The sequence below is a fragment of the Tautonia rosea genome (assembly GCF_012958305.1).
Taxonomy (GTDB): Bacteria; Planctomycetota; Planctomycetia; order Isosphaerales; family Isosphaeraceae; genus Tautonia; species Tautonia rosea.
The window spans coordinates 203371-216160 of sequence record NZ_JABBYO010000006.1 but is presented as its reverse complement, the minus strand read 5'-3'; the positions used below and the strand labels follow the sequence as shown (position 1 = coordinate 216160).

Here is a 12790-nt window from a genome sequence, read left to right as displayed (position 1 = left end):
TCCGAGCGATCTCCGCCCGTCCTTCTGCGCTGACCTCTCACCTCGGAGTCTCGTGGCGATGCGGTATGCGATCCGCGATCGATCGACCCTGGCGGTCGTGCTGCTGGCGACACTTGGTCTTTCCGGCTGCGGCTGGTTTCGGGGGCAAGCTCCCGAGGCTAACGTGGTCATTGAGGGCATTCCGCCGTCCTCGGTCGAGGCGGTGCTCGACGCCCATTACGCCGGGCTCGGGCACATGGAACGGTACGAGTACGCCGACGCCGCAGAGCGGTTCCGGGAGGTCCGCCGTGACGCTCCAGACTGGCAACCGGGCAAGATCAATTTGGCCATCGCACTCTTGAACCAGACCGGTGAGGCGATTGCCGAGGAGAACGGTGGCGATTCCTCCACGGAAGGGGGGCAGAGCCGGTTCGACGAGGCGATCGGGTTGCTCGACTCGGTGCTCGCCGAAGATCCGGGCAACCTTCATGCACACTACTGCAAGGGGATCATCCTCGAACAGGTCGGCCGCTGGCAGGAGGCGCACGAGGAGTTCTCGGCTGTCGTGGAGGGAGATCCGAACGACGCGCACGCCCTCTACTGGTCGGCGGTCACCATGCCGGACGACTCGGGCCAGGAGCGGGCCGCCCTGTATGATCCCGAGAAGCTGGTCGAACCATTGGAGCGAGCGCTGGCGATCAACCCGTATCTTGTGCCGGCGCTTTACAACCTCTCACGGGCCTACATCCGCCTTGGCCGACGCGACGATTATGACCGTCTGACCGAGATGAAGAATCGGCTCGATCCTCAGCGGAGCGAGCCGCCTCCGGGCATCGGCGACACGGCGGCCAAGGTCTACGGCGAAATGGGGCAATACGCTGATGTCGTCGGCCCGCCGTCTCGGAGACCCTCTCCCGACTCGGAAACCCCGCCGGAATTCGGGGCCTTTGAGCTTGCGGATGTGGTCTTGCCCGATGGCCACCGTTGGGCCTCGGCCGACGATTTCACCGACTCGCTTGCGGTGGTTGGTCGGGCTCGGGCAAGGTTCGGAGCCGGGGTCGCCGCGCTTGACGTGGACCGGGACGGCAAGATCGACCTCTATGTGACGGCCGCGGTGGCCGGGCCGGACGGGGTCCGAGATGCCTTGCTCAGAAACCTCGGCGGTGGGAAGTTCGAGGACGTGTCGGACGCCTTCGGCATCCCGACCGATCGTGCCAGCCTCGGCGTGGCGGTGGCTGACTTCGACGCCGACTTCTTCCCGGATCTCTACCTGACCGGCGTCGGTCCGAACCACTTGCTTCGGAACACCGGAGCAGGGCGGTTCGAGGACCTGACCGATGCGACCGGAACCGATGGGGGCGACGCCGTAAGCCTGACGGCCCGATGGCTTGACCTCGACATGGACGGCGACCTGGATCTGTTCGTCGTGAATTACTGCGATGCCTCGGACGCCGACAGGGCATTCACCGAAGGAGAGGTGAGCGGATCCTTCACCGTTGCCTACCGGAACGACGGCCAGCCGGTCCCGCAGGAGACGGGGACGCCGCTCTCGTTTGCTCCGCTCGCCGTGGAAGGGCCGAAGGCGAACGCGGTGGCCGGCCTGGAAATCGCCTTCTCGGAATGGAGCGATGCGGTGGCCTTGCAGGATGCCGAGGTGCCGCATGTGAGTGTGGCGGCGCTGGATGTTGAGGGGGACCGGGATCTGGATTTGGTCCTCGCCGCCGATGGAGAACCACTCCGGGTCATTCTGAACGATCGGCTTGGCCAGTTCCATGCCGTGGATCTCATCGTGGACACGATGCCCCGGCAATTGAGCGGGCTTCTGGTGACTGACCTTGATCAGGATGGCCGCCCGGACCTGGTTGCGACCGGGGCGAATGGTCAAACCATTGCCTGGCGGAACGCAACGGAGGGCAGGGGGGAAACGCTCGAACTCTCATTCGAACCGTTCCCGATCAACGGCGAAGGCTGGCGAGCGGCCACCGTGGCCGACCTGGACCTGGATGGCTTGCCAGACCTGATCGCGACCTCGATCGAGCGCGACATGCCGACCTGGTCTCGGAACGAAGGGGATCGCTTGACGACCCGACCCTTGCTCTCGATGCCAGCCGGCGAGGAAGGGTCGGCCGAACTCCTGGGTGGCGTGTACGTCAACCTGAGCGACGATGCTCCGCTGCCCGATTTGTTCCTCGTACGGGATGGATTGTCCCCGATCATCGCCGGCAACCAGGGGAATGGGAACCGCTGGCTGGGGCTCGACCTCGCCGGGCGATGGAACATTTACCCGGAGCTGATGCGGACGAACCCGCATGGTCTGGGAACGGCCTTGTCGCTGGAAGGTGCGAATCTGTCGGTCCATTACCACCACACGACGACCGAGTCGGGCACGGGACAGTCGATTGCTCCGGTCGTTCTCGGGTTGGGAGATGCGGACCTGGTTCCCTTGATCCGCCTGCGATGGCCCGACGGCGTGATGCAGACCGAACTGAATCAGGCGGCCGACGTGACGATCACCCTGGCTGAGAAGAACCGAAAGACCGGCAGTTGCCCGGTGCTTTTCACGTGGAACGGGGAGCGGTTCGTTTGCATCGGCGACATTCTCGGCGGTGGAGGGATGGGCTACCTGGTCGCGCCCGGAGTCTACAGCCAACCCGACCGGGACGAGATGGTCCACATCACCGATGAGCAGTTGGCGGAGCAGGGGGGCGTTTATCGGATCTCGATCTCCGAGCCGATGGACGAGGTCGCGTATCTCGATCACCTGATGCTCGATGTGGTTGATCGGCCTCCGGGGGTCGAGGCGCATCCTGACGAACGGTTCGCTCCTGGCGGGAATCGGCCGAGTGGCGACCTGTACGCCTGGCGGGAGACGATTGCCCCCGAGTCGGCTTCGGACCTGGACGGGAACGACGTGAGGGAGCTGCTCGCGGCCAAGGACCGACGGACGGTCGATACGTTCAAGCGACATATCCGGTGGATCGGCTATGCCGAGGATCACGGCGTGGTGCTCGACTTCGGCGACCGGCTTTCCGGGTTCGGGCCGGAAGATCGTCTGGTGCTTTGCATGAACGGCTGGGTCGAGTACCCGTACTCCCAGACGAACTACGCAGCCTCAACGGCCGGGGTCGATCTGCAACCGCCGGTTCTGGAGCGGCTCCGGGAAGATGGGATCTGGGAGGTGATCGAGCCTGACCCCGGATATCCCGCCGGATTGCCCCGGATGACGACGCTCGACCTGACGGGCAAGCTGCTTGGCGATCGCTGCGTCTTGCGAATTCGAACCAACATGGAATGCTACTGGGATCAGGCCTTCATCGCCCTGCGTGATCCCGAGGCAGAGGAGCAACTGCGCGTTTCGTCGCTTCCGGTGGCTCGGGCAAAGCTCGGCCCAAGGGGGTACACCCGAGAGGTCTCGCCCGATGGGCGGCTGCCCTTGCTCTACGATTACGACTATGTCGACCCCGCGCCGCTCGCACCCTTCGCCGGTCTGCTGACGCGGTTCGGCAATGTGGTCGACTTGCTGACGGCGGATGACGACCTGCTCTGCCTGGTCGGCCCAGGAGATGAGGTCCGGGTCGAGTTCGACGCGACGGCCCCTCCTTTGCCGGAAGGGTGGACGCGGAGCTATGTCCTTCGCTCGTACGGCTACTGCAAGGATGCTGACCCATTCACGGGTGGAAGCGATACGGTCGGACCCTTGCCCTGGAAGGGGATGCCGTCGTATCCCTTTGCGGAGGGCGTGGAGCGTCCGAGAGATCCGGTTTATCAGGAATATCTCGACACCTACCAGACCCGGATCGCAGGAGGGGATTGATCCGTGGAGTCAAGCGGGGGCGCGACCGAGACCGGCCGTCCCCCGCGGCTCTCTCAATGCGGATCGGATCGAGTGGAGGCAGACCGATGGACGAAGCCGGTGGCTGCTGCGGACTGCTGGTGATCGTGGTCCTGATCGTTCTGGGGGTGGTCGTCTGGCGAGGGATGCGCAGCGAGCCAGAAGCGGCTCTCATCCCGGTTGCGGAACGTGAGGAAGCCATCGAGCAGGCACCTCGCGTCGACGCCAAGGCTTCCCCTGAGCAGAAGCGGCAGTGGAACCCAATTCACGGGTGGCCGTTCGCGGCTCGGGCCGTCTTGATCGGTTTAGGAGTGCTCTATGGTCTCGGTCTCTTCTTGATCCGGCCCGCAGCCCAGCGGGCCAAGCGCCACGGTGCGAGTAACCAGCACGCCGCCCTGACAGCGCTGGCCCTCTTTGCGATGAGTCCGGTTGTCGTGCCCGTGAAGGGGGTCTGGTACGGGCTCGGTGCGCTCGGAGAAGCGCTGACGCGGACTCCGGATGGCAACGGCAAACCGACCAGGCCCCGAGGACTGGACGACCTCGAGTAACGGATCGCCGATGCGGCTACGGTGCCGAGCGAGCGGACTCATCAGCGGGTTCGGGATCGTTGACGTCTTTGGCAGATCGCCAGGTGGTGATCGAGGCGATGAGACGTTCGCGGGTCGCGTTGGGCAGTTTTTTGTCGAGGTGAGGCACGCGGGCATCAAGGTCGAGAGCGATCTCGGCTTGCTCAATCGCACGGTCGAACTGACCGACAGCGGCAAGGGCCTCGGCAGCTCGGGCGCGATCGATTGGGCGGGTCGGCGCGAGTTCGGTGGCGATCGTATACGAGGCGTCGGCGATGATGGCCCGCAGACGATCACGAGCGGTCGAAGGAAGATCGGGCCTCGCTTGCAAGATCCGGCTGGCGGAATTGAGTCGGGCCATGCGGACGTCGAGCGATCGGGGGTCGCGCGGCGGGGTGCGTGCGGAGTCGAGCAGCCGCTCAATGCGGTTCCAGACGGCATCCTCGGGCGGAGCACCCCGACTCAGCCAGGCGACCAGCTCCAACTCGGCGAGGGCGAGATAGGGGCGGGTGGCATAGAGATCGGCCGCGATGGCACGGTCGAGCAGATCACCGACCTGATCGAGATCCTCCTGACGCGGGGCAGTCGGACGCTGGGCGAGCAGGGCGTCGGCCCGGTTCATGAGGGTTTGTGATCGCCAGTAGGGGGAGACAGTGCCGTAGAAGGTGCCGAGGATCGCCGCCAATACCGCCGCGGCCGTGAACGGGAAGAACAGACCGGGAAGCTCGCGAAGCCGACCGACGGGGCGATCCTCTCGCAGGTTCAACCCGATCGCCGACAGGCCCCAGAGCATCGAGGCGACCGGGGCATAACCGATCCCTCCAGCGGCAAGGAGGTTGACGACCGTGGCCACGATTGCCGCGCCGAGGGCGACCGGGGGAATTGAGACGCGAGCCCAGAGTGGCCCGGCCAGGGCCACCGCCAGGCCCCAGCCGAGGCCAAGGATGAGCCAGCGAATCAGGCCCTCGTTGTCGTCGGCGAAGATCACCAGATCACCGAGGAGGATAACACCGATCCAGCCGCCTAGGCCCGCCCAGAGGAGCAGTGCTCGGGCACTTTTGGGAGTGATCGTGGTCGGCTCGGAATCGACAGGCCGATCAGTCGGAGCCTTGGCCAGGGTTCCTGATCGAGCGGGTCCGAACAGATTCCAGAGCACCAGGGCCAGGCCAAGCAGCAGGAAGACCAGGCCGAAGAGTCCGGCGGTTGACCAGACTTCGAGGAGAAGGTTGTGGGGGTCGGCAATGTCCTCGCTCGCCTCGACAAGTTTATGCACACGGTACTCGGGGCGGAAATTCCCCGGGCCGAGGCCGGTGAGCCAGGTGTTGCCATCGGTCAAGACGCGCCAGGTGCCGATCCAGTACTCGACCCGGTAGCGCAGAGAAAGGGTGGATTGGGTGATGACTTCCCGGTCGAGCAGTCCCAGTTGCCAAAGGCCGACCGAAGCCAGGACACCAACGACGATCAGCCCCAAGGTGCCGCCGATCACGGCTCGACGCCCAAGCCGCGGGGCCATCCAGACAGCCAGAATCGCCACACCGACGACCAGGCCCGCGAAGGCACTGCGACTCTTGGTCAGGAGCAGCACGACGAGGACGGCCAGCACCAGCAGGGCCGCCATGAGGAGCGAGAGGATGGTCGGCCTCGGGCGGGACGTGTTCTCGCCCTGGGCCACTCGGGTTCCAATGCCAACGATCAAGAGCCCAATACCCAGCACCAACGGACCGACGATGTAACCGGCCAGTGAGTTGGCCAGGGCGAAGGTGGCGTAGGGCTCTCGGGAATAGAGGACGCGGTTGACGAACTGCTCGTACTCGGGGGAGCCGGGGGCAGCATTGACACCGAGCATGGCCAGCATTCGAGCGGGGTTTTGCTCGAACTGGGCGCGGAAGGCAGGTAGCTCGATCCCGACCTGATAGAGGGCGTAGGCAGACACTGCCGCGGCCGTCGCCGCAAGGGCACCGGCGAGGGCTTGGGATTCGTTGCGGTTCCTTGGCAGGTTGCGGAACAGCAGGTAGACCCCTCCCACACCGACCCACTGCCAGGCCAGGTTGATGGCGACTCGGCGATCGAGTGCTCCTGAGGCACTGACACCGACGGCAGCGATCAGGGCGAGGAGGGCCAGATCGGCCCAGCCAAACCGGAAGCGGAGCGTGCGTTCCATCATCGCTCCGACCACGGCCAGGGCCGTCACGGCAAGAAGAGCAAAGGTCCAGGGCAACTGGGCTCCGGTCTCGATCTCAGTCATCCCCTCGGAGGGCCAGTAGGCCCGAGCGACGATCAGGGCAGCGGTTAGGCCAAGGGCGAGCCGTCGGAGGTGTTCGCCGAATCGGGAGGCATCGTCCGGAACCGCCGCTGAGGGGCGCAGCGTGTCCGGAGGTGTCTTCGATCGTTTCCGAGATTTACCGGATCGCCCCGCCATAGGAGGAGTCATCCCGTTGGGGTCGAGCGGGCCGAGTCAGGGGAGTCGGTGGACGCTCCCAATTGCTTCGGCCGCGAAAGTTCCAGGATCGCCACGACCCCGAGGACGCAGAGCGTTTGCGAGGCGACCACCGAGGCCCCCCAGCCATCGAGCCGATGCAGCAAGAGTGCTCCAAGCCCGCCGGCGAGCGTGACCAGATAAATCGTCCGCACGGCCCAGGGCGGGGTCAACCCGCGCTCGACCAGGCGATGCGAGAAATGGCTCCGATCGGCCTGGAAGGGACTGCGGCCCTCTCGAATGCGGATGATGATGACCGAGATGGTGTCGTAGAGCGGCACAGCCATGACGAGCAGTGGTGCCAGGGCGCCGAAGGGGGAGAAGTCGGAGTCGGGGTTGTCTCTCGTGAAGGTGCCGACCACGGTCAACGCCCCGAGCAGGAAGCCGAGGAAATTGCTCCCGGCGTCTCCCATGAACAATTTTGCCGGGGGAGAATTATGAACGAGGAACCCGGCTAGGGCTCCGGCCAGGACGAGTAGAACCGCCGGCACGAACAGAGCGCCGACGGCGATCTGGGCTCCGACGAAGAGCAGGGCGACAATCAGGCCGACCCCGGCGGAGAGGCCGTCCATGTTGTCAAGGAAGTTGAAGGAGTTGGTCAGGCCGACGATCCAGAGCAAGGTGACGGCCCATCGAACGGGAGCCCATCCGAACGGTCCGAACAGGGTGATCTGCGCCCCAGCTGCAATCAGGCCAACCGCCGCGAGCACCTGAAGGGCGAGCCTCGGCTTCCAGTCGATCCGGAAGCGGTCGTCCATCAGGCCGACGAGCATCATTCCCGTGGCCAGGCCGACGATGATCCAGAGCTGTCCGACTCGAAGCAACGACCCTGAGGCGTAGTCGGCCACGCCTCGGGGGACCGGCAGGTTCCAGGCGACCCATGCGGTTCCCAGGCCAAGCACCAGCACGACCGTGCCCCAGATGGCCACACCACCACCGAGCGGGGTTGGGGCCTTGTGGGCCTTACGGCCGCCAGGCGAGTCGATCAGGCCGACCTTCGGCGCGGCCCATCGCACGACCCAGCAGAGCAGATAGCAAAGCATACCGCCGATGCCAAACAACCCCAGACCGGCCAGCGCCTCGGTCACGATTGGACCTCCGGGCGGTCAGGGGGCGAGTCGGCGTTCGATTCGGGATCTGAGCGGGTCGCATTCCGGCGACTCTGCCGAAGCGTCTGGCTCGCATCGAGAATGCAGGAAGCCATCAGCAATATGAAGCCAATGGTTACGATCCCAAAGGTCCACCACTCGACTGGGCGGTCGGGGGGCCAGCCGGGCCGATCCCCCCCTCGACCGACGAGGACGATGGCCATCGGTCCGCCGAAGGTCATCATCGTCAAGAGGATGAACAGGAGCATTGGACGGAGGCGAGGAGGCAAGGCGGGGCCGGTCTTCGAGGGGGTCATCCGGCGTTCCCTCGGCGGGCCACCCGCTTCTCGGCGCGCTCATCCACGCGCTGCTGCTCGGCCTGTCGGGCGTTGATGATGTGGTTAACGACCTCCTGGGGAGCGTTTTCGGCCGAGACGGTGGAGGCCTGGCTTTCGTGCCGCCATTTCAGCTCGATCTTGCCTTCCTTCAGACCCCGCTCGCCGATGACGACCCGGAGCGGAATGCCGATCAAGTCAGCGTCCTTGAACTTCGGCCCGGGACGCTGGTCGCGGTCGTCGATCAGGACATCGACCCCGGCGAACTTCAGGGCCTGGGCGACTTCTTGGGTCAGCTTCATCACCTCGCCGTCGGGATCGACCTGCAAGGGAACGATCAGAACTTCATAAGGGGCGAGGCTCAGGGGCCAGATGATGCCGTTGGCGTCGTGGCCGGCTTCAACCGCAGCGGCGACGATCCGGTTCACGCCAATCCCGTAGCATCCCATGATCAAGGAGCCGGTCTTGCCGTCGGCATCCTGGAACTGGGCCCCCATGGCGTCGGAGTACTTGGTGCCGAGCTTGAAGACGTGGCCAATCTCGATGCCGTTGCCGACCTGGAGCGCATCGCCGCAGCGGGGGCAGGGGTCGCCGGCCTCGGCATTGCGAAGGTCGACGACGCGGTCGATCGGGAAGTCTCGGCCGGGGACGACATTCGTGAGGTGCACGTCTTCCGCATTGCCGCCCACGACCACGCGGGGCATGATTGCCACCGAAGGATCGACGGCCATCGGAATCTTGATGTCGATCGGGCCGAGGTATCCCATCGGGGCGCCGGTCGCCTTCTCGACGGTTGGCGGATCGGCCGGTTCGAGTGAGACGGCGTTGAAGGCGCGTCGGACCTTCCCCTCGTTCGCCTCGTGATCGCCCCGGATGAGGGCGGCGACGGGTTTGCCGTCGGCGAGGAAGACGAGGAGCTTGGCCGTTTCCTCGGTCTTGACCTTCAGGAAGGAGGCGACCTCCTCGATGGTGCGCTTACCGGGGGTTTCGACAGGAGAGGCCGGCGGAGCATCACTCGGGGCAGGGGGGTGTCCGTCCTTCGCACCGATCTCGGCCTTCTCAACGTTCGCGGCGTAGCCACACGATCCGCAGTGGATAAGCAGGTCCTCTCCCGAAGGGGACGGGACCATGAACTCGTGCGAAGCGTCGCCGCCGATCGGGCCGCTCTCGGCCTCGACCGCGACGTAGGGGAAGCCGCAGCGATCGAAGATACGGCAATAGGCCTCGTACATCCGGTCGTAGCTGGCGTTGAGGTGATCGAGATTCGCGCCGAAGCTGTAGGCGTCCTTCATCAGGAATTCGCGGGTTCGGACGATGCCGAACCGGGGCCTCGGCTCGTTCCGGAACTTCGTCTGAATCTGATAGGCCGTGACCGGGAGCTGGCGGTAGGAGGTGATGAACGCCCGAGCGATGTCGGTGATGACTTCCTCGTGCGTCGGCCCGAGGCAGACTTTCTTGTCGGTGCCGAGGTCAAATTTGATGAGGACCTCACCCATCGTGGCCACTCGGCCGGTTTCCTCCCAGAGCTCGAGCGGGTGCAGGGCAGGCATCAGCAGCTCGAGCGCTCCGGCCTCGTCCATCTCTTGCCGGACGATCTGCTCGGCCTTCTTGAGGACGCGGAGCCCGAGCGGCAAGTACGAGTACGTCCCTGCCCCGAGCTGACGGATCATTCCGGCTCGCAGCAGCAAAACGTGGCTCGGCGCCACGGCGTCGGCCGGAGACTCCTTCTGGGTCGGGATCAGGGCGTTCGACCAGAGCACGGTTTCCTCTCCCGGTGCGGATGCGAAAGCGAGGCAATGCGAAAGCGTTGCGAGCGCGATTAAGGAAGGAGCCGGGGGCGCGGGTGCCGCTCTAGACGATCCGACACAACCTGCATCCTCGGTGTTTCCCGTGAAACGGGATCGCGGCGAGCGATCAAGTGCTAGGGTGCGAAAGACCGCCTGCCCCGTCGTGGACGATCGGGCTCAATGGAGCTGAGTTTACCAGAACGCCCCCCTCCTGAAGAAGATATCGATGGCCCGAGGCCGAGCCGATTGACGCATTCTTCTTCTGCAAGATCCGTCAATCCGCCCCTGTCGGGGGCTGCGCCCCTGGGAACTCGCCATCGATGGGCTCGCTCGATTCCGGCTCCGAAGCCTCAACTCCGCCTCCCGATACCGCCGCGCGGGTTCGGGAAGCGGTTATTGTCCTTCTCGTCTGTGTCATGGGCCTTGGCGGCTTGCTCTGGGGCCTCAATCGGAAACCCGCTCCCGAGGATGAACCGGCCCGAGGGGCTTCGGCGACCCATCCGGCCGCGATCGTGAGGGAGGACTTTGTCGGCGACAGTACCTGTGCCGAATGCCATCCGTCGATCGCCTTCTATCACGATCAGAACGGCCACAGTCGGACGTTTCGCCGGGCGGCCGATCGTTCGCTCGCCGATCGGCTAGATGGTCGGGTGGTGGCGGACCCGGAACGACCGGGCGTTTCCTGGGAGTTCCTGCTGGAGGATGAACGATTTTCGGTGGAGCGTCGGCACGGGAATCGGGTCGATCGCGTCCCCATCGAGTTTGCGCTCGGATCGGGCTACCACGCGACCACTTTTGTGAGTCGGATCGAAGAAGCCGACGAGGATGCCGGCAGCAGAGGGAACCTGACACTCCGCGAGCATCGCCTCACCTATTATCACGACGATTCGCTCCGTCTCACTCCCGGCCAGAAAGCGGCGACCTCCCTGCCGGGGACCGATGCGCTGGGCCGGATCGTTCATGGAGACGAGGCGTTCGATTGCCTCTCCTGCCATGTCACTCTGACCTCGGGCACCGACGCGGATCGCTTCGATGAGGAGACGATGATTCCGAACGTGACCTGCGAGCGCTGTCACGGCCCCGGACGATCGCACATCGAGGACGCCCGAGGAGGTCTCGACCCCGATGCCCTGGTGATGCCCTTTGGGCCGACTCGGAATTCGACCGAGGATCAAATGCGACTCTGTGGCGCCTGCCATCGGCACCCGGCCGACGCACCGCCCAATACCATTCGACCCGACAACTTCGAGTTGATCCGCTATCAGCCCGTCGGCCTGATGCAATCGGCCTGCTACACCCAGAGCAACGGCGCCCTGAGCTGCACCACCTGCCACGATCCGCACCGCCGCCCCAGCACCGACCCGGCCTATTACACCGCCGCCTGTCTCTCATGCCACACGCCGACACAGCCCGAACAGGTTCCGTGTCCGGTGTCTCCCTCACAGGATTGCACGTCGTGCCACATGCCCCGGCTCGACTCGGGGCAGGGGATCTTTTTCTCGGACCACTGGATTCGCGTGCGGGACGAATTGGCTCCTAAGCCTGAGGATCACCCGAACGAAACCGAGTGATCAGGGCGTGGTCGATCCCGATGCGTGTTCGACGGGTTCGCCCTCGCCGATCGCTCCGGCAAGCGGAGCCTTCTCCGCAGCCAATGCTTCCGAGAGCGCCGTCACCGCCCAGCAGGTCCCGGAAACCGAGATGAACGAGGACTCGCCATGCGGGTCTCCGTTGTCGAACATCGTCTGGAACGGTCGGGCGCGGGTCTGGACGAACCAGGAGCCGTCATCGCACTGGGTGTCGATCAGGAAGGCAAGACCGCGCCGGTAGGCAGGGTCGGACGTCGAGAACCCGGTTCGGGCGAGCAGGGCGAGGGCCTGGCCGGTGGCATAGGCGTCGCTTTGGCGCTCGGAGTCGTCGAGTTGCGACCAGCCTCCGTCGTCGCGCTGAGCGGCGAGGAGGGCGGATCGAGCGTCGTCGATCGCCTCGGGATCGGCGTCGAGCAGCCAAAGTCCCCAGAGCTTCGCCGCGCGGTCCTCGGCGTCGGCCGGTTCGACCTGGAGAAGCCAGTCCTTCGCCTTCTGCTCAGCACGGTTCGCGAGGGCACGATAGGGCCGGGGGGCAAACTGCTGGATGCCGTAGGCGGCCAGGGTCGAGCACATGATGTGCGAGCCTTCGAGCGGAGGCCGCCCGCTGTTGCTCTTCCATCGCCCCGAGGATTCTTGATTCTTCAGGAGAAAACCGACCATCGCGTCCGACAGTTCGTCGCGCGGCCGGTCCCCCTCGAGAAACGCCCAGAGACCATAGCCGACGGTCATCGACGAGCCGCCGATGCCTGTTCCTTTTTCAAGCTGTTCGATGCGCGTCTCGAACGAATCGGCCGAAAAGGCAACGATCTCGGCGAGCAAGTCCCGATCGACCTCGACCCCCGCCCGATCGGCGGCGACCATCGCCATCGCAGGCAGCGTTTGATGGTGACAGGTGAAGCAGTCGCGGTGATTCGGGTAGTTCCGCGCAGCCGCCTCGACCCGGACGAGCCCGCGCTCGATGCGCTCCCGGATCGCCTCGGCGTTCGGCCCGTCGTCCGCCTGGGCAAGACCGGCGGCACTCAAGGGGAGGAGGAGCAACACGGCCAAACATTGCGTGCGACCAATCATCAATCATGGCTCCCTGGGTGCGAGGCGGGGATGTCCTTGCTTGATTGTCCGCCTCATGCGGGAGGGGGGC

At 65.2% G+C, this 12790-nt stretch carries 8 protein-coding genes; 3 read left to right on the top strand and 5 right to left on the bottom strand.

Annotated elements, in window-relative coordinates:
* The first annotated feature begins 58 nt into the window (after window positions 1-58).
* Window positions 59-3793 (top strand): FG-GAP-like repeat-containing protein, encoded by a 3735-nt coding sequence (locus HG800_RS12525; RefSeq protein WP_169976969.1) that lies wholly within the window; start codon window positions 59-61, stop codon window positions 3791-3793.
* Window positions 3794-3879: 86 nt separating this feature from the next.
* A complete protein-coding gene (locus HG800_RS12520; protein WP_169976968.1) occupies window positions 3880-4359 on the top strand; it encodes a hypothetical protein in 480 nt (159 codons plus the stop codon).
* A gap of 16 nt (window positions 4360-4375) precedes the next feature.
* Here the strand turns inward: HG800_RS12520 and HG800_RS12515 are convergent, their stop codons facing one another.
* The 4 genes from HG800_RS12515 to HG800_RS12500 are packed head-to-tail and all read right to left on the bottom strand — an operon-like array spanning window position 4376 to window position 10036.
* Window positions 4376-6808, bottom strand: a complete 2433-nt coding sequence (locus HG800_RS12515; RefSeq protein WP_169976967.1) for an O-antigen ligase family protein — start codon at window positions 6806-6808, stop codon at window positions 4376-4378.
* Window positions 6805-7941: a glycosyltransferase family 4 protein gene (locus HG800_RS12510; protein WP_315852026.1), complete on the bottom strand. Its 1137-nt coding sequence runs from the start codon at window positions 7939-7941 to the stop codon at window positions 6805-6807. The genes HG800_RS12515 and HG800_RS12510 overlap by 4 nt, the downstream gene beginning before the upstream one ends.
* The gene (locus tag HG800_RS12505) at window positions 7938-8258 is read right to left on the bottom strand and encodes a hypothetical protein (protein WP_169976966.1); all 321 of its coding nucleotides are present in this window, start codon (window positions 8256-8258) and stop codon (window positions 7938-7940) included. Before HG800_RS12505 ends, HG800_RS12510 begins: the two co-directional genes overlap by 4 nt.
* Entirely contained in the window at window positions 8255-10036 is a 1782-nt protein-coding gene (locus tag HG800_RS12500; RefSeq protein ID WP_169976965.1) for a proline--tRNA ligase, read from the bottom strand. Before HG800_RS12500 ends, HG800_RS12505 begins: the two co-directional genes overlap by 4 nt.
* 347 nt (window positions 10037-10383) lie before the next feature.
* Here HG800_RS12500 and HG800_RS12495 point away from each other — a divergent pair, with 347 nt between their 5' ends.
* Window positions 10384-11634: a multiheme c-type cytochrome gene (locus HG800_RS12495; RefSeq protein WP_169976964.1), complete on the top strand. Its 1251-nt coding sequence runs from the start codon at window positions 10384-10386 to the stop codon at window positions 11632-11634.
* Here the strand turns inward: HG800_RS12495 and HG800_RS12490 are convergent, their stop codons facing one another.
* Window positions 11635-12720 carry a hypothetical protein gene (locus HG800_RS12490; RefSeq protein WP_169976963.1) on the bottom strand — a complete coding sequence of 362 codons (1086 nt, stop codon included), beginning with the start codon at window positions 12718-12720 and terminating at the stop codon, window positions 11635-11637. It abuts the gene before it with no gap.
* Window positions 12721-12790: the final 70 nt, after the last annotated feature.